This is a genomic window from Sphingobium cloacae (genome assembly GCF_002355855.1).
In the GTDB taxonomy this organism is placed as follows: Bacteria; Pseudomonadota; Alphaproteobacteria; order Sphingomonadales; family Sphingomonadaceae; genus Sphingobium; species Sphingobium cloacae.
Genome location: NZ_AP017655.1, coordinates 3,589,381 through 3,609,267, shown reverse-complemented (window position 1 = coordinate 3,609,267; position 19,887 = coordinate 3,589,381). Strand labels below are relative to the sequence as shown.

The following is a 19,887-nucleotide window of genomic DNA, read 5'->3' as shown; positions in this document are numbered from 1 at the left end:
ATTCTTATGTGCTGTCATCCAATTGTCACAGAAAACAGCCAGCAGCGGATGGCGCTGCCCAGATTGGGCGGGCGCGGCGCGGCCAGGCGCGCCGCATCGATGCGGGCGATCAGGGCGTTGAGCGGTATCCCCTCTTCCCCCGCCCGCGCGCGCAGCGCTTCCCAGAAAATCGGTTCAAGGCTGATCGCGGTCTGATGACCAGCGATCGTCACGCTCCGCTTGGCGGGCGGCGCGAAGGGAGAGGCCCCGGCGGACCGGGCCGGCGGAGCCTCATCCTCCCCCATCAATACATGTGCTGCCCGCCATTGATGGACAATGTGCTGCCGGTGACGAAACCGGCTTCCTCGCTGCACAGGAAAGCGACGCCGCGCGCGATCTCGCTGGCATGGCCGAGACGGCCGACCGGAATCTTCGCCACGATCTTTTCCAGAACGGCGGGCGGAACGGCGGCGACCATGTCGGTGTCGATATAGCCGGGCGCGATGGCGTTCACGGTGATGCCGTATTTCGCGCCTTCCTGCGCCAGCGCCTTGGTAAAGCCGTGGATGCCGGATTTGGCCGCGGCATAGTTCACCTGCCCATATTGACCGGCCTGCCCATTGACCGAACCGATATTGACGATGCGGCCCCAGCCCCGTTCCCGCATGCCGCCGAAGGTCGCCTTCGCCATGTTGAAGCAGCCGCCCAGGTTGATGCGCATCACTTCATTCCAGTCGTCGAAGCTCATCCGCGCCAGCACGCCGTCGCGCGTGATGCCCGCATTGTTGATGACGATATCGATCGGGCCCAGTTTTTCCGCGATGGCCGCGCACCCGTCGAGGCAGGCCTGATGATCGCCCACATCCCATCGGAAGGCCTCTATGCCGGTCCTGTCGGAAAAGGCGCGCGCCTTTTCGTCATTGCCCGCATAGTTGGCGGCCACCGTATAACCCATTTCCCTGAGGGCCAGACTGATCGCTTCACCGATACCGCGCGTTCCGCCCGTGACGACAGCAACCTTGCTCATAAAACCCTCCTAAAAATTCAACCGGAAACCCTCACTCACTCCATCCATCCCGCCAGTTCCCGGCGGATCAGATTCTCATACAGTTTGATAGCCTCCTCAGAGGCGTTCAAACAAGCCAGACGAGCGAATTTTTGCCCCCCTCCGGCGATAAAATCATCCCGTCCGCGAATGCCGATCTCCTCGATCGTTTCGAGGCAATCGGCCGAAAAGCCGGGGGTCATCACAGCGACCTTGCGGATGCCCTGCGAAGGCAGGCTTTTGAGCACGTCGTCGGTGGCCGGCCCCAGCCATTTGGCGCGCCCGAAACGCGACTGGAAAGTGACCCGGACCTCCCTTCCCAGCGCCTCTTCCATCAGGCGCGCGGTTTCAAGGGACTGGGCATGATAGGGGTCTCCCAGATCCCGCGTCCGCTCCGGCATGCCGTGGAAGCTGGCGATCAGCAGGTCGGGTTCGAAATCGAGCGCCGCCAACTGGCGCCGGGTCGAAGCCTCGAGCGCCGCGATATAGGCCGGATCGTCGAAATAGGGCGGCAGGGTGCGGATGGCGGGCTGGGCGCGCATCCTGCCCAGGGCCTCCGCCGCGCAATCGAAGGCGGTCGCCGTGGTCGCCGCGCAATATTGCGGATAGAGCGGCGCGAGCAGGATGCGATCGCACCCCGCCTCCCCCAGCGCCGCGAGCCGCGCGGCGATCGACGGACGGCCATAGCGCATGGCCCAGTCGACCGTCACCCGCCCCCCGAACCGTCCCGCCAGCGCGGCGGCGGCGGCGCGGGTGTTGACCGCGAGCGGGGAGCCCTCCTCCGTCCAGACCTGCGCATAGGCGTGGGCGGACTTGCGCGGGCGCGTGAGCAGGATCGGCCCGCGCAGGATCGGCTGCCACAAGAGCTGCGGGATTTCCACGACGCGCGGATCGGACAGGAATTCGGCCAGATAGCGCCGGACCGAAGCGGCGTCCGGCGCGTCGGGCGTGCCCAGATTGATGAGGAGGACGGCGGCGCGGGACATGGATCAATCCTGGGAAAGAAGCGGCAGGCTGCGAAAACGCTGGCCGGTGACGGTGAACAGGGCGTTGGCGATAGCGGGCGCCACCAGCGGCGCGGCGATTTCCGTCGCGCCGGCGGGCGGCGCGGTCGAGCGGATGAGTTCCACCGTGACTTCCCCTATGTCGGCCAGCCGGGGCAGGTTCATGCGGCCCAACATGGCGCGGGCGGGCATCGCCTTGTCATAGGGGACCGACGCGCCCATGGCATAGGCGAGGCCGTAGACCAGGCCGCTTTCCACCTGCTGCCGGGCGATGTCGGGATTGACCTGGTCGCCGCAATCGACCGCCGCGACCATCCGGCCGACGGTCAGCCTGCCGCCGGCGATCCCCGCCTCCACCAGCACCGCGCCGAAGGCATCGCCGATGCGGTGCGCGGCGATGCCCTGCCCGCTGCCCGCTATGCCGCCCTGCCATCCGCCCATGGCGGCGGCGGTGGACAGGCAATGGGCGAGGCGCGGATTGCCGCCCAGCATCTGGATGCGGAAGGACATGGCCTCCATCCGCGCCAGATGGGCGAGTTCGTCCATGAAGCTTTCGGTGAAGAAGGCGCTGTGGAGATGGGCGTTGCTCCGGGTGAAACCCACGGGCAGGCCGACATCCGACGGGTAATGGTCGACGGCCCAGTTGGCGACGGCATAGGGCAGTTCCATGCCCGCCACGGCAAGCCTGGATGCCTTGTCCGCCGTGCGCGCCGCCGCTTCGTGGGGAAGGGCGCCGTCCGCGATGCGGGCCCAGGTCTGGCCCATGGCACAGGGCGCGGCGACCTTGGCCAGCCAGCCTTCTATCGCGCCGCTGCGGCCGAGCTTGCCCGCCATCCGGGCGTGGGCGGGCGCGCCGGGGCGGTCCTGTATGACATCCTCCAGCCGGGACCAGAGGAGCTGCACGGGCCGACCCATGTCGCGCGCGACGAGGGCGGCCTGCACGCCCGCGTCGACATCCATCCTGCGTCCGAAGGAGCCGCCCGCGTGGAGGGGGTAAACCGTCACCGAGGCCCGGCCGATGCCCAGCGCGCCGGCGATGGCGGTGCGGGCCAGTCCGGGGGCCTGCGTGGCGAGCCAGACCTCTGCCCCGGCGTCCGTCACGCGGGCCGTGGCGCACATCGGCTCCAGCGCGAGATGCAATCCGGCGTCCACCCGATATTCGCTGGCCAGGATCGTCGCGCCTTCGAACACGGGCAGAAGATCGCCCCGCGCATGGAGACGGCGGCCATGGGAGCCGTCGAAAGCCTTTTCCAGCGCGGCGTCGATGCTTTCGTCGCCGACCTGCGGGCCATCCAGCATGAAGACGGGATCGGCGAGGTCGAGCGCCTTGTTCGCCGCCCACCAGTTCGTTCCGACGGCCGCGACCCATCTTTCCGTGCGGACCAGCCTGAGGAAGCCGGTGACGCTTTTCGCGGCGGCCTCGTTCAGGCTTTCCAGCCGCGCATCGCCGATCGGGCCTTGGCGGATCGACGCGAAGACCATGTCGGGCAGGCGGATGTCGGCGGCGAAATTATGGCTGCCGTCGAGCTTGGAGGGCGTGTCGAGCCGGGGCAGGTCCTGCCCCGCGAGCCGTCCTTCCATCCCCTGCCGCAAGGGCAGGATTTCGGGGAGGTCGAAGGCGGCCGCTTGCTCGACCACATCGCCCAGGCGGAGCGTGCGCTGCCCTCCGTCGGAGATCAGGCCCTCCTGGATGTCGCAGCTTTCCCACGGCACGTTCCAGCGCTGGCCCGCCGCCTTGCACAGCAGGACGCGCGCGGCCGCGCCCGCATCGCGATAGGCGTCGTGAAACATCGACACGGACGTTCCTCCGCCCGTCAGCATCAGCGCCCTGCGCGTCGCATATTGATCGAGCGCCCAGTCGCCCGCGCCTCCGCCCAGGCGGGTCCAGTCGCTCGCCAGCCAGTCGCGGGCCAGCAGCGTGTTCGCGTAAAGCGGGCTTTCCGGCGCGCCCTGCACGGCGACGGTGCGCCAGTCCGCGCCCAGTTCGTCCGCCAGTATCTGCGGCAGCAGGGTCGTCACCCCCTGCCCCATCTCCAGTTGCGGCACGATGACGATCACCTGCCCGGCCCGGTCGATCTTGAGGAAGGCGTTGAAGACCGTTTCGCCCGGCGCGGCGTTGAGATTGGGCTTGTAGCTGCGCGGCCAGACCGCCCATGCGAGCAGCAGGCCCGCCCCGGCCCCTCCGCCGACGAGCAGGGTGCGGCGGTCGATCCCCTGCCTGCCCCTGCCTTTCTGCCTTAGCGGTGTGCGCCCCATATCCCGACTGATAGAGAGCGGCACAGGCGCTGCATAGCCTTATTCGGAGGCGATGGGGGCCAGGCCGAGGCGCGGGATTTCGATCGCCGGGCAGCGGTCCATCACGACCTTGAGGCCGGCGGCTTCCGCCCGCGCGGCCGCTTCATCGTTGACGACGCCGATCTGCATCCAGATCGCCTTCGCCCCGGCGGCGATGGCGTCGTCCACCACCTCGCCCACCGCATCGCTGCGGCGGAAGATGTCCACCATGTCGATGGGCACGCCGATGTCGGACAGCCGGTCCCAGACGAACTCGCCATGCACATGCTCGCCCGGGATCTGCGGGTTCACGGGCAGGACGCGATAGCCATGGTCCTGAAGCGCCTTCATGACGCCATAGCTGGGGCGGTCGGGACGGTCGGAAATGCCCACCAGCGCGATGGTGCGGGTTTCGTTGAGCAGATCGGCGATGTCCTGCGGCGCGGTCAGCGGCATAAGCGGCCTCCTTGGTTGCTGTCCCCCAGATGGGAGAGACGCGGCGGAAGACAAGACGTTCCGATGGTTCTAATTACTTGGATCCGCAGTTCGGCTCATTATTTTCCGACAGAATCGTTTGACAGCTGCGAGGATATCATCGGCGGGTTTGACCCATTTGCAGGGCTTGGGTTTCTCGTTGCAGGCGGCGATATCGGCGAGTTCCGCCGTTGATCAGCGACACTCAATGCCAAAACGTCCGCCGACGACCAGCCATGCCTCCTGCCATCGCAAAAAACATATGCAATGCAGCTTACTTCAGTTCCAGATGACCAGGGTCAGGGCCCATTGATTTCGTGGAGATAGCGTGATTGAAGTCCTCTTGGGGGCCTTTGAAGGATGAGTGATTTGTTCTGGCCGAGGGACGAGCAGATGGCGCGGCTTGCGCGGTATCCGATCCAAAGACCGTCATGATGGATGCGACCTATTTGAAAGCGCACCGCACGGCCTCGAGCCTGCGGGTAAAAAAGCGGACCTTGGGCGACTGATCGGACGCACCAAAGGAGGCATGGAAATCCCCGAACAAGACCGTCAAATACGACAATCGCCGCTACAAACGACGCAACCACATCAAGATCATGTTCGGAAGGATCAAGGACTGGCCGTGGGTCGCTACGCGCTACGAAAGGTGCCCCATGGCCTTCTTCCCAGCCATCGCTCTCTCCCTACCGTCATCTTCCGGCTCTCATCAATGAAGCCTGAACCTAAATGCGGTGTCACCGCAAACAGGTGCCACCGCCTCCGTCGTTGGTCCGCCGCAGTCGGCCGACATGCTTCAGAAACGGGGCATACCGAACCGGGAGACCGTTACGCTGACCCCAATCATGCCGGCGGCGATACCTCGTTCCCGCCGTCCCCCTCTTTCCACCGCCGGACCTTACCGCTATCGATGTCGAACAAATCGAGAATGCGGCCAACGCCATGGTCGACGACATCATCCAGCGAGGCAGGCTTCGCGTAAAATGCGGGGACAGGCGGCGCGATGATCGCGTTCATTTCCGAAAGCTGGGTCAATGTTCGCAAATGACCGGTATGCAACGGCGTTTCCCGCACCATCAGCACCAGGCGCCTCCGCTCCTTGAGCACGACATCGGCCGCTCGGGTGAGCAAGGTTGAGGTATTGCCGGTCGCGATTTCGGCAGCGGTCCGAATGGAACAGGGGGCGACGATCATGCCAGCGGTGCGCACCGAGCCACTGGCAATGGATGCGCCGATATCCGCGATCGGGAACCAGCGCGTGGCCCGGTCACGGATTTCCTTGATATCCATGCCCAATTCTTCCTCGATTGTCCGCTGGCCGGCCTTGCTGACGACCAGAAACGTCTCCCGCCCCAGTTCAGCGAGAACCTCCAGCAGGCGAACGGCATAGACAGCCCCCGAGGCACCGCTGATCCCAATGATGATGGGAAGGCTCATTGGCGTATAACCCCGATTAGATGCTCTTCACCGTGTATGATCGTCATTCTGCTTCCTCGATATAGGCCATAATAGCGCTTCACGCAGCTTGCCGATAAGCTCTTCCGGGCAATACTTCTTGGCCGGCATTCATAATCCCTTTCGTAATCCAAAATATCATCAGTTTTGGACCACTCGGAAGGGGGCAGATCATGCCGTGCAGACAAGGGAGATGATGCTCTTCTCTTCCGTTGCAACAATTACCCGACGCGACCTCCCTTGACGCATGTGATTCGACTCCCGGCCAGCAGCACGACATGGCGCCTGCCTGCAACCTGATCCGCGGCATCCCGGCGGGCAAGCTTCTTGCCGATCGCGCCTATGACGCCGACAGCTCACATCACCTCATCCACGAGCAAGGTGGCGGGCCGGTTATCCTGCCCCGCCGCCATCGCAAATATCATCATCGCCATGATCGCATCGCCTACAAGCAGCGATGGGGCGTCGAAGGCTCTCTCGCCAAGCTCAAGCAATGGCGCCATGTCACAACCCGTTACGACAAGCTCGCCAGCAGCAGGCTATGGATCAAATGAATAAATCGTCACTACAAGCTAGCGGAGATTTGGGTGGGATGACGGATTTAGACCATTTTCAGACATTCTTTCTTCCTCCCCCCTGAAGGGAGCGGCTTATGTCCGCTCCTCACCCAAAACCGCCATCCCGAACGAAGCCGCTATTCCCGCCCCGCCCGGATCGCCGCGCCCCCCGCAAAGGGCGTGATCGCCACCAGCATCAGGGAGGCCGCGCCCAGGAATTTGAGCGCCGCGCCGCTCCCGTCCCCCAGCGTCCCCGCGCCGAAGATCAGCAGCGGCACCGCCAGCGGCAGGGCCAGCAGCCCCGCCAGCGCCCCACTCGACCGCAGCCCGGCGGTCAGCGTCGCCACCAGCAGCCCCAGCGCCGCCAGCGCGGGCGTCCCGATCAGCAGCCCCGCCTCCAGCAACAGCACCGTCACCCCATCCAGTTTCAGCAGCGCGGCGGCGGGCAGCGTCGCGATCATCAGCGGCGGCCCGAATCCCAGCCAATGCGCGACCAGCCGCGCCAGCACGATCATCTCCTCGCCAATGCCGCGCAATGCGATCTGGTCCAGCACGCCCGCCTCCCTGTCCGGCGTCACCAGCCGGTCGACCGGCAACAGGCTGGCAAGCAGCGCCGCGATCCACAACATGCCGCCGCCGGTCCGCCGCAGCAGCGCCGCGTCAGGCCCCACGGCAAAGGGATAGAGGCTCGCCACCAGCAGCAGGAAGGCAACCGGCAGCCACAGCCCCGCCGAACGCCATGCCTGCCCCAGGTCGCGGCGGGCGAGCAGCCATAGGGTCCTCATGCGCTCTCCGCCTCCGCCGCGTGGGCGCGCAGGTCGATCCGCACATCATCGGCCAGCGGCAGGGACTGGTGCGACGCCGCCAGCACGATGCCGCCCGTCTCCAGATGCCGGGCCACCGCCGCGCCCAGAAGGCCGAGCGAGGCATCGTCCAGCCCGTTGCCCGGCTCGTCCAGCAGCCACACCGCCGCGCCCGACGCGATCACGCGCGCCAGCATCGCCCGCTTGCGCTGCCCGGTGGACAGCATCCGCACCGGCAAGTCGGCGAGCGGCCGCAGCGCCATCGCCTCCAGCGCGCCTTCCACCGCTCCGCCGTCCACCTCGTCCAGCCGCGCCCAGAAGCCCAGCGCCTTGCGCAAGGGCCGCTCCATGTCCAGCGCCAGCCGCTCATCGGCCAGCGCCAGGCCGCCGCGCCGCTCGACCGTTCCGGCAAGGGCGGGCAGCAGCCCCGCGCAAATCCGCAGCAAACTCGATTTGCCGATGCCGTTGGGACCAGTGAGAAGCGCGCTCCCCCCTGCTGCCAGATCGAGCGATACGCCACGGAACAGCATCCGCCCGCCGCGCAGGCAGGCCACGTCCGACAGGCGCAGCGCCGCGTCCCTCATGGCGCGACCATGTCCTCCAGCACATGCATGTCGAGGTCGGACAGGCCGAAATGATGGCCGATCTCATGCACGACGACATGGGTGATGAGCGCATCCAGCGCCACGCCCGTTTCCACCCATTCGTCCAGCAGCGGACGGCGGAACAGGTGGACGGTGGGCGGCGCGTCCCCGGTCTGCGCTTCATGGCCGACGGGCCGTCCGCTATAAAGGCCGGTGAGGCCAAAGGGGTCGTCGATCTCCATCTCCTTGAGCAGCTGTTCGTCGGCGAAATCCTCGACGAACAGCACGACATGGGACAGATGCGCGGCGAAGGGATCGGGCAGGCGGCTCAGGGCTTCGAGCGCCAGCGTTTCGATCTCTTCCTTCGACGGCGCGAAACGCGGCGGTTGACGGGTGTCGGACATGGCTGCGACATAAGCGAAAGCAGATTGCGAGGATAGTCAAATGGTTGGTAAACTCGATGGCGAAGAGCGGGCACGGGCGCTGGAGGCGCTCCCCCGATGGACGCCGGTCAGCGATCCGGACGGCATCCGGCGCCGCTTCGCCTTCGCCGATTTCAACGAAGCCTTCGGTTTCATGACCCGCGTCGCCCTGCTGGCGGACAAGGCGGATCATCATCCCGAATGGTCGAACGTCTATAATCGCGTCGACATCACGCTCACCACCCATGACGCAGGCGGCCTGTCCCGCCGCGACACCGACATGGCGGCGGCGATCGACGCTTTGCTGGAGGGGTGACAGTACGGCCGGGGTTGTTACGGTTCGGAGTCATGTAATAGCGGGTTTCGGCTGGAGGGCACATAAGCCACCCCCAACCGCCATCAACCCTTCGCGGCGATCCCCTCCGCCACCTTCTGCGCAATGGCGCGGAACGACTGCCCGAAGGCGTCGTCGCCCGCCGCCGGGGGGTCGCCCGCGTCGGAGCGGCGGCGGATGTCGATGGCGAGGGGGATGCGGCCGAGGAAGGCCATGCCCATCTCCTTCGCCGCCGCTTCCGCGCCGCCCGCGCCGAAGGGATCGGAAACCTCGCCGCAATGGGGGCAGGCATAGCCCGCCATATTCTCGACAAGGCCGATCAGGGGCACATGCGCCTGCTCGAACAGATTGACCGCGCGGGTCGCGTCGATCAGCGCCAGGTCCTGCGGCGTGGAGACGATCACCACGCCCGCGGGCTTGTGCTTCTGGATCATCGAAAGCTGGATGTCGCCGGTGCCCGGCGGCATGTCGACGATCAATGTGTCCACATCGCCCCAATCGGCGTCGATGAGCTGCCCCAGCGCATTGCTGACCATCGGCCCGCGCCATGCCAGCGCGCGGCCCGGCTCCACCAGATGCGCCATGGAGAGCATCGGGATGCCCAGCGGACCCTGCACGGGGATCAGATGCTTGTCGCGGGCCTGCGGCTTCTGGTCCTCGCTCGCCATCAGGCGCGCCTGCGAAGGGCCGTATATGTCCGCGTCGACCAGCCCGATGCGATGGCCGAGGCGCTTCAACGCCACCGCCAGATTGGCCGAGAGCGTGGATTTGCCTACCCCTCCCTTGCCCGAGGCGACGGCAATGATCCTGCGCCCCTTGCGTTCGGATGTCAGGGCGATGCGCACGTCGTTCACCCCCTCCACGGTCAGCGCGCCTTCGCGGATGGCGGCGGAAACGGCGTCGCGCCGGTCGGCGGTCAGGCCGCCTACTTCCAGAACGAGGGTCATGACGCCGTCCTTGACGCGCGGCGCGCTGGCGCGTCCATCGGTCAGGGCCCGGAGCCGGGCGGCGAAGCTGTCGAGATCGGTCATGGCCGCCGTCCTAGAACCTTTGGACGGGGGGCGGAAAGGCCCTTTTGCCCGGCGGCTTCGATTTCGCCGGAAACGCTTTCAAACAATATAACCGACAAAGGGCACTGTTTTTCGTCGCTAAGCCTTCCTATAGAGTGGGCATGAAGAGAATTTTCGGGTGGATGCCCGGCATCGCGAGCGGCATGGCTCAGGGGCCATGGGGCGGGAAAAGCGACGGGCCGGATGGCAAGGACGGACCGGGCAAGGGCGGCGACGGGGGCGATGGCGGCCCGCGCAATCCCTGGACGCAGCCGGGCAGATCGGGAGGGCAGAAAGGCCCCTCCGCGATCGAGGAATTGCTGCGCCGCAGCCGAGAGAGCTTTGGCGGCGGCGGGGGCGGCGGCTTCGGCAACCTGCCGCAGCGGCCCAACGGCAAGGCGCTCTGGCCGCTTGCCATCGGCATCCTGATCCTGCTGTGGCTGGCGCTGACCTGCTTCCATCGCGTCGGCCCGCAGGAGCGCGGCGTCGTCACGCTGCTGGGCAAATATAGCCGTACGCTGTCGCCGGGCATCAGCCTGACGCTGCCCGCGCCGTTCGAAAGCGTGAAGACCGTCGATGTCGAGGAAATCCGCACCATCGACATCGGATCGGCGAGCGCGGAAAGCGAGAATCTGGTGCTGACGGGCGACCAGAACATCATCGACCTCGCCTATTCGGTGCGCTGGAACATCCGCAATCCGGAACTCTATCTGTTCCAGCTGGCCGATCCCGACACGTCCGTCCGCGAAGTCGCCGAAAGCGCGATGCGTTCGGTGGTCGCCAGCGTCAGCCTGGACGATGCGCTGGGCGCGGGGCGCACGGAGATCGAGCAGCAGGTCGAACTGCGGATGCAGGAGATACTGGACGGCTATAAGTCCGGCATCCGGGTGCAGGGCGTCGCGATCAAGCAGGCCGATCCGCCGACCGCCGTCAACGACGCGTTCAAGGCCGTGTCCGCCGCGCAGCAGACCGCGCAGACCTATCTCAACGAAGCGCGCGCGGCCGCGCAGCAGGTGACGGCCAAGGCGCAGGGCGAGGCCGCGGCCTTCGACAAGGTGTACGAGCAATACCGGCTCTCGCCCGAAGTGACCCGCCGACGCATGTATTATGAAACCATGGAGGGCGTTCTGTCCAACGTCGACAAGACGATCGTGGAGGGCGGCAACGTCACCCCCTATCTGCCTTTGCCGGAACTGAAGAAACGGGCGCAGGCCGCCGCGCCGACGCAGGGCGACACGACGCAGGCCGAGGGGAACCGCTGATGCCCGCGTTCCAACGCCACCCCATCGCCATCGCGCTGATCGTCATCGCGGCGCTGCTGCTAATCGGCAGCACCGTCGCCATCGTGCCGGAAACCAAGCAGGGCGTCGTCGTCCGCTTCGGCGATCCCAAGGCGATCATCAACCGTTTCCGGCCCAACGAAAGCTTCGGCAAGACCGGGGCGGGCATCATCCTGCGCTGGCCGTTCATCGACCAGATCGTGTGGATCGACAAGCGCGTCCTGTCCGTCGAGATGGAGCGGCAGCAGGTGCTGTCGACCGACCAGCTCCGCTTGCAGGTGGACGCCTTCGCCCGTTACCGCATCGTCGATCCGCTGCGCATGTATATCGCGGCGGGGAGCGAGGAGCGCGTGTCCGACGCGCTGCGCCCGATCCTGGGATCGGCGCTGCGCAACGAACTGGGCAAGCGGCCCTTCGCGGCGCTGCTCAGTCCCGAGCGCGGCCAGGTGATGCAGAATATCGAGGCGGGGCTGGACCGCGTGGCGCGGCAATATGGCGCGGAGATCGTCGATGTCCGCATCAAGCGCGCCGACCTGCCCGACGGCACGCCGCTGGAAAGCGCCTTTACCCGGATGCGCACCGCGCGCGAGCAGGAAGCGCTCACTATCCGCGCGCAGGGCGCCAAGCAGGCGCAGATCATCCGCGCCGAAGCCGACGCGAATGCGGCGCGCATCTATGCCGAAAGCTTCGGCAAGGACCCGCAGTTCTACGATTTCTATCGGGCGATGCAGTCCTACCGCTATACCTTCGCGACGGATCGGCAGGGGCAGACCAACATGATCCTGTCACGAGACAACGAATTCCTGCGGCAATTCCAGGGTCGATGAGGTCATTACGGAACCAGTGCCATTCAATATGGGTTAAGGCGGGGCGGCGCATCGAGGATTCCCCAAGAGTCCCGCCCTTCCATTCTCGAAGATCATGAGAGGACCGTCACGAGTGCGTTACGCTTATGCCATTACCGGCGCCCTGCTGCTTGGCGGCACCGCCATCGCCGTCACCTCAAGCTCCAATGTCGGCGCGCAGACCGCGCAGAATGAAGGGATGCAGGCCGCCGCCCCGGCGGGCGCGCCCGCCAGCCTCGCCGACATGGTGGAAAAACTGCAACCCGCCGTGGTCAACATCTCGACCAAGCAGCGGGTGCAGGTGCAGAACCCCTTCGCCGGCACGCCCTTCGGCGACCTGTTCGGTTTCGGGCAGGGCGGCGGCGGCGGCCAGCCGCAAACGCGGCAGGCGCAGTCGCTGGGTTCGGGCTTCATCATCTCGCCCGACGGCTATATCGTCACCAACAACCATGTGGTGTCGGCGGGCGCGGAAGGCGCGAGCGTCGATTCGATCACGGTGACGCTCACCAACCGGGAGGAATATTCCGCGAAGCTGGTGGGCCGCGATCCCGCGACCGACATCGCGGTGCTGAAGATCGACGCCAAAAAGGCGCTGCCCTTCGTCAAGTTCGGCGACAGCACCCGCGCCCGCGTGGGCGACTGGGTGGTGGCGATCGGCAACCCCTTCGCCCTTTCGGGCACGGTGACGGCGGGCATCATCTCCGCCCTGCATCGCGGGACTGGCGGCACCTACGACAAGTTCATCCAGACCGACGCGTCGATCAACCAGGGCAATAGCGGCGGTCCCATGTTCGACATGAACGGCAATGTGATCGGCATCAACAGCCAGATCCTGTCGCCTTCGGGCGGCAATGTCGGCATCGGCTTCGCCATTCCGTCGGAACAGGCAGCCCCCATCGTCGACACGCTGCGCAAGGGGCAGTCGGTCAAGCGCGGCTATCTGGGCATCCAGATCACGCCGCTGGGCGAGGACATGGCCGATTCGCTCGGTCTCGCCAAGAATCGCGGCGAGTTCGTGCAGGGCGTGGAACCGGGCAAGGGCGCCGACAAGGCCGGGATCAAGGCGGGCGACGTGATCGTCAGCGTGGCGGGCCAGGAAGTGACGCCGGACCAGAATCTGTCATCCATCGTCGCCAACCAGGCCATCGGCGCGCGCGTGCCGATCGTCATCATCCGCAACGGCCAGCGGCAGAATGTGACCGCCATCGTCGGTGAGCGGCCACCCGAGGACCAGCTCAACAGCTTCGCGCCGCAGGACGATGACGAACTGGGCCAGCAGAACAGCCAGCCCGACAACGGACAGGCGGCGCAGAAGTCGCTCGGCATCTCCGCCATCCCGCTGACCCCCGGCATCATCCGCCAGCTTGGCATTCCGGCCGATACGCGCGGCATCGCCATCACGGCGGTCGACGCCTCCACCGATGCGGGCGCGAAGGGCCTGCGCCGCGGGGATGTCATCATCAGCGCCAATAACCGCCCGGTCGCCAGCCAGGCCGAACTGGACGCGGCGGTGAAGCAGGTATCGTCGCAGGGCCGGGCCGCGATCCTGTTGCAGGTATTGCGGCGCGGACAGCCGCCGATCTTCCTGCCGGTGCGGTTGCGCGACAAATAAGGCGGGATAGGATAAGCGGATCATGATGGGCCGCGCTTATCGGGAGGTCTGTTGCGGACTGACCGATAAGCGCGGCCCAATGCTTTTGTAGGAGCATGGGGCAATGAGCGACGGCATTTTCATCGGATTGGGCGCGCCGGAAAAGGACGGCGGCTTGCCCCAATATCTGAATCTGCGGCGGGCCAACCGCCACGGCCTGATCGCCGGGGCGACCGGCACGGGCAAGACGGTGACGTTGCAGGGCATAGCGGAAAGCTTTTCGGCGCTGGGCGTGCCGGTGTTCCTTTCCGACGTGAAGGGCGACCTGTCGGGCATCTCCATGGCCGGATCGCCCACCGCGAAGAATGCGGACAAGCTGGTCGAGCGGGCCAGGGAAATCGGCCTCGAAAATTACAGCTATGCCGACAATCCGGCGATCTTCTGGGATCTCTATGGCGAGCAGGGCCATCCGATCCGCACCACCGTCAGCGAGATGGGGCCGCTGCTGCTTTCCCGCCTGATGGGCCTCAACGACACGCAGGAAGGCGTGCTGTCCATCGCCTTCAAATATGCCGATGAGGAAGGGCTGCTGCTGCTCGATCTGGGCGACCTGCAATCCATGCTCGCCTATTGCGCGGAGAATGCGGACAGCCTGTCGGCCCGCTACGGCAATGTCACCAAGGCCAGCGTGGGGGCGATCCAGCGGCAATTGCTCCAGCTGGAAAGCCAGGGCGGCGCGCATTTCTTCGGCGAGCCTGCGCTCGACATCCACGACTTCCTGAAGGTGGACGACAAGGGCCGGGGCTATATCAACATCCTGGCCGCCGACAGGCTGATGCAGAGCCCGAAGCTCTATGCGACTTTCCTGCTGTGGCTGCTGTCCGAACTGTTCGAGACGCTTCCCGAAGTGGGCGATCCGGACAAGCCGGTGCTGGTCTTCTTCTTCGACGAGGCGCATCTGCTGTTCGACGACGTGCCCCCCGCCCTGGAGGACAAGATCGAGCAGGTCGTGCGCCTGATCCGATCCAAGGGCGTGGGCGTCTATTTCGTGACGCAGAACCCCATCGACATTCCCGAAGCGGTGGCGGGACAGCTTGGCAACCGGGTGCAGCATGCGTTGCGCGCCTTCACGCCGCGCGACCAGAAGGCGATCAAGGCGGCGGCGGACACCTTCCGCATCAATCCCGACCTAAACGTCGAAACCGCCATCACGGAACTGAAGGTGGGCGAGGCGCTGGTCTCGCTGCTTCAGGAGGATGGGTCGCCCGGCATCGTGCAGCGCACCTTGATCGCCCCGCCCCGCTCTCGGCTGGGTCCGGTGGATGCCAAGGAACGGGCGATCATCCAGTCCATCTCGCCCTGTACCGGCAAATATGACACGGCGGTCAATCGGGAATCGGCGCAGGAAATCCTCGCCGCGCGCGGACAGGCGGCGGCCGCCGCCGCCGAAGCGGCCAAGGCGCAGGCGGAAGCCGACAAGGCCGCCGCCGCGCAGGCCAAGGTCGAGGCGAAGCAGCGCGAGCAGGAGTTGAAGGAGCAGGCGCGCCGGGACGCCGCCGCCGCGCGGGAAGCGGCCAAGCCGTCCGCGCTCGACAAGGCGGTACAGTCCGCCACCCGCTCCGCCGCTTCCTCGGTCGGGCGGCAGGTCGCCAATGAACTGGGCCGCGCCGTCTTCGGCGGGTCGAGCCGCAAATCGTCCGGCGGCATCGCGGGCAAGCTGGTGCGGGGCATATTGGGGGGACTCTTCAAATAGCTGCCCATGGCGGCGAATGGTCCCTTCCCCCGCGCCGATGATGACGGTATCATAATGGTTCAGACAGGGAGGACGGCAGCATGTCGGCACGGCGCGGGATTTTCACGATAACGGCTTTGACAGTCGGGCTGATGGCCGGTCCGGGCGCCTTCGCGCAAAGCCATGGCGACCTGCACCGCGCCGTGGACGCCGCGATCCTGAGCGACGTGGCCGCCGACCGGCAGGCGGAGCGGGAGGCGAAACGCCAGCCCTATGCCTCGCCCGGCGGCTATGGCTCCATCGCGACGGCGGGGGCCGCGCGCGACGCCTGTTCGGAAAAGGCACTCGCGCAAGCGGGCATGGGCGCGCGGATACTCGGCACGCCCAGCGCAAGCACCATGTCGACCGGCTGGGAAGTGGAAGGCATGGTGGGGTCTACGTCCGATTCCGTCCCGTTCGTCTGCTCGGTACGCAACGGTTCGGTGACCGGCATCCTGTTGCGGCGCGGGGAATAGCGGCCTGGAGGATCGTCCCTTCCTCCGTTCGGGCCGGGCGAAGAGGCTGGGTTCGGCCAAGGGGTCAAAATCGGGCAGTTGTTGCCGTTCCTTCACCCCGTTCGGGCTGAGCTTGTCGAAGCCCTCCACTCAGCGGAGCGAAGTGGCCTCCCTACGGTCGGCCGTGCCCTTCGACTTTGCTCAGGGCGAACGGAGTCAGGAAAGCAGACCGTCCGCTATCCACCCAAAACCGCCTCGCCGGACCGCTCGGCGGCGCGCTGTGCGGGCGGTTTTCGCCGGCGCCATAGCCGGAGCATGGAAGCGGCAAGAATAACTGCCTGCCTTTGCGCGCGCTATGGTTGCCGTTTGCAACGCAGCCCGGCTAAGGAGAGCGCATGACGTCCCCCGCCCCGTCCCGGCATCCGCTGCGCTTTCGCGATTTCCGTGCGTATCTGGCGGGCCGTTTCGCGGCGGTGCTGGCCCAGTACAGCATGATGATCGTGCTGGGATGGCAGGCCTATAATGTCGCGCGCGAGACGATGAGCACATCGGGCGCGGCGGCGCAACTGGGGTTGATCGGGCTCGCCCAGTTCGTGCCGCTGTTCTTCCTGACGCCGGTGAGCGGATGGGTCGCCGATCATTTCGACCGGCGCATGATCGTGCGGATCACCCTGTTGCTGCTGGCGCTTTCCGCCGGGCTGCTGGCGGTCGCGACATGGGAGGGGTGGGTCAGCCTGCCGCTGATCTTCAGCATCGCCGCCGTCGTCGGCATCGCGCGCGCCTTCAACGGCCCGGCCTATAGCGCGCTAGCCCCCAATCTGGTGCCGCGCGAAGTCCTGCCCAACGCCATCGCCATTTCCAGCGTGGTCTGGCAGACCGGCATGATCGCGGGGCCGGCCCTGGGCGGCTATGCCTATGCGATGGAGCCGTGGGGCGCCTATGCGCTGGCGGCGGCGCTGTTCGCCGTCGCGCTCGTGTGCATGATGCTGATCGGGCCGGTGCCGCAGCCGCCGCGCGACACCACGCGCCATCCGATCCGGCAAATGGTCGACGGTTTCGCCTATGTCCGCACCAACCGGCTGGTGCTGGCCACGATCACGCTGGACCTGTTCGCGGTGCTGCTGGCAGGCGCGACCGCGCTGCTGCCGATCTATGCGCGCGACATCCTGCATGTGGGATCGAAGGGACTGGGCCATCTGGCCGCGGCGCCCGGTATCGGCGCGGGCATCACGGCGCTATACTTCTCCTTCCGGCCGATGAAGAAGGAAGTGGGCCTGAAAATGCTGGGATCGGTGATCCTGTTCGGGCTTGCCACCATCCTCTTCGGCTGCACCGCCTTCATGCCGCGCAGCATCGCGATGGAGGTGGGGATCGCCGCCCTGATCGGGCTGGGCAGCGTGGACATGATATCGGTCTATGTCCGGCAATCGCTGATCCAGCTTCACACGCCCGACGCCATGCGCGGCCGCGTGTCGAGCCTGTCGCAACTCACCATCTCCGCCTCCAACGAACTGGGGGAAGCGGAGTCCGGTTTCCTCGCCGCGCTGGTCGGGCCGATTGCGGCCGTGATCGGCGGCGGAATCGGCGCTATCGTCATCACCCTTGCCTGGGCGCGGCTCTTTCCCGAACTGCGCCTTGCACGCACATTCGACCCACCCGACATAAGGGAGGCGGACATCAGCCAGGAGAAGTCCTCATGAAAGCTGCGAATATCCTCGAAACCATCGGCAACACGCCGCATATCCGCGTCAACAAGCTGTTCGGCGACGCGGAGGTGTGGATCAAGTCGGAACGCGCCAACCCCGCCGGGTCGATCAAGGACCGCATCGCCCTCGCCATGATCGAGGCGGCGGAGGCGTCGGGCGAACTGAAGCCCGGCGGCACCATCATCGAGCCCACGTCGGGCAATACCGGCGTCGGCCTGGCCATGGTCGCGGCGGTCAAGGGCTACAAGCTGATCCTCGTCATGCCCGAAAGCATGTCGATCGAGCGGCGGCGGCTGATGCTCGCCTATGGCGCCAGCTTCGACCTGACCCCGCGCGAGAAGGGGATGAAGGGCGCCATCGAACGCGCGCTGGAGCTGATCGACCAGACGCCGGGCGCGTGGATGCCCCAGCAGTTCGAGAACCCCGCCAATATCGACGTGCATGTCCGCACCACCGCGCAGGAGATCGCGAACGACTTCGCCGACACGCCGATCGACGCCATCGTCACCGGCGTGGGCACCGGCGGGCATATCACGGGCGTGGCCGAGGTGCTCAAGAAGCTGTGGCCCGACCTCAAGGTCTATGCGGTCGAGCCCACCCTCTCCCCCGTCATCAGCGGCGGGCAGCCGGGGCCGCACTCCATCCAGGGCATCGGCGCGGGCTTCATCCCGGCGAACCTGCACACGCAGCTTCTGGACGGCGTGATCCAGGTCGATCCCGCCGACGCCAAGGACTATGCCCGCCGCGCGGCGAGCGAGGAAGGGATGCTGGTGGGCATCTCCTCCGGCGCGACGCTGGCGGCGATTGCGCAGAAGATCAAGGAACTGCCCGCCGGGAGCCGCGTTCTGGGCTTCAACTATGACACCGGCGAACGCTATCTGTCCGTCCCCGACTTCCTGCCGGAATAAGAGCAGCCGGTAGCGGCATGACGGAAAACCTCCATCGCCAGGAGCCGCATCCCGCGATGTGGCTCCTCTGGTTCATGCTGTTCGTCGGCCTGCCGGTGGCGGTCGCGAACTGGGAAGCGCGGGAACGGCTTCCGGCGGCCCCGCGCCCGGCCGCCGCCGCGCCTGCGGGCCAGGCGATCCGGCCCCCCAGCCCTCCCCCGCCGGTCGAGCCGGTGGAAATCTACGACCTCGACGCGGGTCAGGCGCGGGCGCTCAATGCCGCCGTGCCCTTTTCCCGCGCGCCCAATCCGGCGGCGCGGCCCTTCGTCTTTCAAGGATCGCAAGACGATCTGGCGCGGGCGACGGACTGCCTTGCCGCCGCGCAGCTTTATGAGGCGGGCAACGATGCGGTGGGCGAACGGGCGGTCGCGCAGGTGGTGCTCAACCGGGTGCGGCATCCCGCCTTCCCCAAGACCGTCTGCGGCGTCGTCTTTCAGGGTCAGGAACGGGCGACGGGATGCCAGTTCACCTTCACCTGCGACGGGGCGCTCGCCCGCACCTATAGCCCGGCGGCATGGGAACGGGCGCGGGAGATCGCGAAACGGGCGCTGGCGGGCCAGGTGTTCAAGCCGGTGGGCTATGCCACCCACTATCATACCGACTGGGTGGTGCCCTATTGGAGCGGCAGCCTGGACAAGGTGACGGCGGTGGGCACGCATCTGTTCTTCCGTTGGAAGGGATGGTGGGGCACGCCGCCCGCCTTTCGCAAGCCGGGCGAAACGGGAGAACCCCTGATCGCCCGGATCGCCCGCCTGTCCACCGCGCACCGGGGCGGGACGGGAGAGGAGCTGGCAAGCGCGCCGCCCCTTCAGCTCGCGGGCGGGACGGTGGCGGAACTCGCCGCGCAACCGCAGCAGGCGATAGACGACAAGGGGATGCCGGGTATCAGGGTGGTGCTGGTCGCGCCGGGCGGCAGGAGCATATTGGTCGAAATGGCGCGGGACAGCGCGCCGGACAGCTGGCCCGCCATGGCGCGGACTTTCTGCGCCGGGCGACCGGAATGCCGGATCATGGGCTGGCGCGCGGGGACTGGTCCCAGTGCCCTTCCGCTGACGGGCGACCAGATGGAAAGCATGACCTTCGCCTATATCCACAATGCCGCCACGGGGTTGCAGCGGGCGCGGTGGAACTGCGCGCAGTCGCCGCGCGCCAATGCGGCCGAATGCATGGTGCAGCGCGTGCCGGTGGCCCCGGCCAGGGCGGAGGCCGCCGGCGGCCTTGAAGGCGTCAGGCGCAAGGAGCGGTTCGAGACGGTGAAGATCGCCCCTCCCCCGCCGGTGAAGGTCGCTCCCACCGTTCATCCCTGAAAGAG

At 66.6% G+C, this 19,887-nt stretch carries 19 protein-coding genes and 2 pseudogenes; 11 read left to right on the top strand and 10 right to left on the bottom strand.

Annotated elements, in window-relative coordinates; all coding sequences use genetic code 11:
* Positions 1–14 precede the first annotated feature (14 nt).
* Genes SCLO_RS17720 through SCLO_RS17700 form a run of 5 tightly spaced genes read right to left on the bottom strand, consistent with a single transcriptional unit; the run spans position 15 to position 4,758 of the window.
* Complete coding sequence (locus SCLO_RS17720) at positions 15–284, bottom strand: ribbon-helix-helix domain-containing protein (protein ID WP_066514634.1); 270 nt, start codon at positions 282–284, stop codon at positions 15–17.
* Positions 284–1,006: an acetoacetyl-CoA reductase gene (gene phbB, locus SCLO_RS17715; protein WP_066514633.1), complete on the bottom strand. Its 723-nt coding sequence runs from the start codon at positions 1,004–1,006 to the stop codon at positions 284–286. The genes SCLO_RS17720 and phbB overlap by 1 nt, the downstream gene beginning before the upstream one ends.
* A 35-nt stretch (positions 1,007–1,041) precedes the next feature.
* Complete coding sequence (gene hemH, locus SCLO_RS17710) at positions 1,042–2,010, bottom strand: ferrochelatase (protein WP_066514630.1); 969 nt, start codon at positions 2,008–2,010, stop codon at positions 1,042–1,044.
* 3 nt (positions 2,011–2,013) lie between these two features.
* On the bottom strand, positions 2,014–4,284 hold the full coding sequence (locus SCLO_RS17705; RefSeq protein WP_066514628.1) for a xanthine dehydrogenase family protein molybdopterin-binding subunit: 2,271 nt from the start codon (positions 4,282–4,284) through the stop codon (positions 2,014–2,016).
* Positions 4,285–4,323: 39 nt separating this feature from the next.
* Positions 4,324–4,758, bottom strand: coding sequence for a CoA-binding protein (locus SCLO_RS17700; RefSeq protein WP_066514626.1), 435 nt, complete (start codon positions 4,756–4,758; stop codon positions 4,324–4,326).
* Positions 4,759–5,171: 413 nt separating this feature from the next.
* On the opposite strand from SCLO_RS17700, the pseudogene SCLO_RS17690 reads away from it, so the two are divergent.
* A pseudogene (locus tag SCLO_RS17690) lies at positions 5,172–5,462 on the top strand (IS5/IS1182 family transposase); the annotation flags it as partial.
* Positions 5,463–5,619: 157 nt separating this feature from the next.
* On the opposite strand, the gene SCLO_RS17685 reads toward SCLO_RS17690, so the two are convergent.
* Positions 5,620–6,213, bottom strand: coding sequence for a UbiX family flavin prenyltransferase (locus tag SCLO_RS17685; protein WP_066514623.1), 594 nt, complete (start codon positions 6,211–6,213; stop codon positions 5,620–5,622).
* Between the two features lie 278 nt (positions 6,214–6,491).
* Here SCLO_RS17685 and SCLO_RS17680 point away from each other — a divergent pair.
* Positions 6,492–6,785, top strand: a pseudogene (locus tag SCLO_RS17680) (transposase); the annotation flags it as partial.
* Between the two features lie 140 nt (positions 6,786–6,925).
* Here SCLO_RS17680 and SCLO_RS17675 read toward each other — a convergent pair.
* The 3 genes from SCLO_RS17675 to SCLO_RS17665 are packed head-to-tail and all read right to left on the bottom strand — an operon-like array spanning position 6,926 to position 8,579.
* Positions 6,926–7,573 (bottom strand): heme exporter protein CcmB, encoded by a 648-nt coding sequence (locus SCLO_RS17675; RefSeq protein WP_066514617.1) that lies wholly within the window; start codon positions 7,571–7,573, stop codon positions 6,926–6,928.
* Positions 7,570–8,175, bottom strand: coding sequence for a heme ABC exporter ATP-binding protein CcmA (gene ccmA / locus SCLO_RS17670; protein ID WP_066514614.1), 606 nt, complete (start codon positions 8,173–8,175; stop codon positions 7,570–7,572). The genes SCLO_RS17675 and ccmA overlap by 4 nt, the downstream gene beginning before the upstream one ends.
* On the bottom strand, positions 8,172–8,579 hold the full coding sequence (locus SCLO_RS17665; protein WP_066514612.1) for a metallopeptidase family protein: 408 nt from the start codon (positions 8,577–8,579) through the stop codon (positions 8,172–8,174). Before SCLO_RS17665 ends, ccmA begins: the two co-directional genes overlap by 4 nt.
* A gap of 40 nt (positions 8,580–8,619) precedes the next feature.
* Here SCLO_RS17665 and SCLO_RS17660 point away from each other — a divergent pair, with 40 nt between their 5' ends.
* A complete protein-coding gene (locus tag SCLO_RS17660; RefSeq protein WP_066514608.1) occupies positions 8,620–8,913 on the top strand; it encodes a 4a-hydroxytetrahydrobiopterin dehydratase in 294 nt (97 codons plus the stop codon).
* An 83-nt stretch (positions 8,914–8,996) separates the two neighbouring features.
* On the opposite strand, the gene SCLO_RS17655 is transcribed toward SCLO_RS17660, so the two are convergent.
* Complete coding sequence (locus SCLO_RS17655) at positions 8,997–9,962, bottom strand: Mrp/NBP35 family ATP-binding protein (protein WP_066514606.1); 966 nt, start codon at positions 9,960–9,962, stop codon at positions 8,997–8,999.
* Positions 9,963–10,102: 140 nt separating this feature from the next.
* Here SCLO_RS17655 and hflK point away from each other — a divergent pair, with 140 nt between their 5' ends.
* From hflK to SCLO_RS17615, 8 genes are all read left to right on the top strand, one after another.
* Complete coding sequence (gene hflK, locus SCLO_RS17650; protein WP_174521940.1) at positions 10,103–11,242, top strand: FtsH protease activity modulator HflK; 1,140 nt, start codon at positions 10,103–10,105, stop codon at positions 11,240–11,242.
* Positions 11,242–12,087, top strand: a complete 846-nt coding sequence (gene hflC / locus SCLO_RS17645) for a protease modulator HflC (protein WP_066514602.1) — start codon at positions 11,242–11,244, stop codon at positions 12,085–12,087. The genes hflK and hflC overlap by 1 nt, the downstream gene beginning before the upstream one ends.
* A 112-nt stretch (positions 12,088–12,199) precedes the next feature.
* Positions 12,200–13,717 (top strand): Do family serine endopeptidase, encoded by a 1,518-nt coding sequence (locus tag SCLO_RS17640; RefSeq protein ID WP_066514599.1) that lies wholly within the window; start codon positions 12,200–12,202, stop codon positions 13,715–13,717.
* Positions 13,718–13,820: 103 nt separating this feature from the next.
* The gene (locus tag SCLO_RS17635) at positions 13,821–15,449 is read left to right on the top strand and encodes a helicase HerA-like domain-containing protein (RefSeq protein WP_066514598.1); all 1,629 of its coding nucleotides are present in this window, start codon (positions 13,821–13,823) and stop codon (positions 15,447–15,449) included.
* Positions 15,450–15,529: 80 nt separating this feature from the next.
* A complete protein-coding gene (locus SCLO_RS17630) occupies positions 15,530–15,943 on the top strand; it encodes a hypothetical protein (protein WP_066514597.1) in 414 nt (137 codons plus the stop codon).
* 374 nt (positions 15,944–16,317) lie between these two features.
* Positions 16,318–17,622 (top strand): MFS transporter, encoded by a 1,305-nt coding sequence (locus SCLO_RS17625; RefSeq protein WP_066514596.1) that lies wholly within the window; start codon positions 16,318–16,320, stop codon positions 17,620–17,622.
* A complete protein-coding gene (gene cysK / locus SCLO_RS17620) occupies positions 17,619–18,536 on the top strand; it encodes a cysteine synthase A (RefSeq protein WP_066514595.1) in 918 nt (305 codons plus the stop codon). The genes SCLO_RS17625 and cysK overlap by 4 nt, the downstream gene beginning before the upstream one ends.
* Positions 18,537–18,553: 17 nt before the next feature.
* The gene (locus tag SCLO_RS17615) at positions 18,554–19,882 is read left to right on the top strand and encodes a cell wall hydrolase (protein WP_066514592.1); all 1,329 of its coding nucleotides are present in this window, start codon (positions 18,554–18,556) and stop codon (positions 19,880–19,882) included.
* Positions 19,883–19,887 lie beyond the last annotated feature (5 nt).

Bases quoted from the DNA above. Each gene is read 5' to 3' on its own strand.
- SCLO_RS17705 (WP_066514628.1), bottom strand. From the start codon at position 4,284: ATGGGGCGCACACCGCTAAGGCAGAAAGGCAGGGGCAGGCAGGGGATC.
- SCLO_RS17615 (WP_066514592.1), top strand. From the start codon at position 18,554: ATGACGGAAAACCTCCATCGCCAGGAGCCGCATCCCGCGATGTGGCTC.
- cysK (WP_066514595.1), top strand. From the start codon at position 17,619: ATGAAAGCTGCGAATATCCTCGAAACCATCGGCAACACGCCGCATATC.
- hflK (WP_174521940.1), top strand. From the start codon at position 10,103: ATGAAGAGAATTTTCGGGTGGATGCCCGGCATCGCGAGCGGCATGGCT.
- SCLO_RS17700 (WP_066514626.1), bottom strand. From the start codon at position 4,758: ATGCCGCTGACCGCGCCGCAGGACATCGCCGATCTGCTCAACGAAACC.
- SCLO_RS17635 (WP_066514598.1), top strand. From the start codon at position 13,821: ATGAGCGACGGCATTTTCATCGGATTGGGCGCGCCGGAAAAGGACGGC.
- SCLO_RS17625 (WP_066514596.1), top strand. From the start codon at position 16,318: ATGACGTCCCCCGCCCCGTCCCGGCATCCGCTGCGCTTTCGCGATTTC.
- SCLO_RS17675 (WP_066514617.1), bottom strand. From the start codon at position 7,573: ATGAGGACCCTATGGCTGCTCGCCCGCCGCGACCTGGGGCAGGCATGG.
- hemH (WP_066514630.1), bottom strand. From the start codon at position 2,010: ATGTCCCGCGCCGCCGTCCTCCTCATCAATCTGGGCACGCCCGACGCG.
- SCLO_RS17665 (WP_066514612.1), bottom strand. From the start codon at position 8,579: ATGTCCGACACCCGTCAACCGCCGCGTTTCGCGCCGTCGAAGGAAGAG.
- SCLO_RS17685 (WP_066514623.1), bottom strand. From the start codon at position 6,213: ATGAGCCTTCCCATCATCATTGGGATCAGCGGTGCCTCGGGGGCTGTC.
- SCLO_RS17630 (WP_066514597.1), top strand. From the start codon at position 15,530: ATGTCGGCACGGCGCGGGATTTTCACGATAACGGCTTTGACAGTCGGG.
- SCLO_RS17720 (WP_066514634.1), bottom strand. From the start codon at position 284: ATGGGGGAGGATGAGGCTCCGCCGGCCCGGTCCGCCGGGGCCTCTCCC.
- hflC (WP_066514602.1), top strand. From the start codon at position 11,242: ATGCCCGCGTTCCAACGCCACCCCATCGCCATCGCGCTGATCGTCATC.
- SCLO_RS17655 (WP_066514606.1), bottom strand. From the start codon at position 9,962: ATGACCGATCTCGACAGCTTCGCCGCCCGGCTCCGGGCCCTGACCGAT.
- phbB (WP_066514633.1), bottom strand. From the start codon at position 1,006: ATGAGCAAGGTTGCTGTCGTCACGGGCGGAACGCGCGGTATCGGTGAA.
- SCLO_RS17660 (WP_066514608.1), top strand. From the start codon at position 8,620: ATGGTTGGTAAACTCGATGGCGAAGAGCGGGCACGGGCGCTGGAGGCG.
- ccmA (WP_066514614.1), bottom strand. From the start codon at position 8,175: ATGAGGGACGCGGCGCTGCGCCTGTCGGACGTGGCCTGCCTGCGCGGC.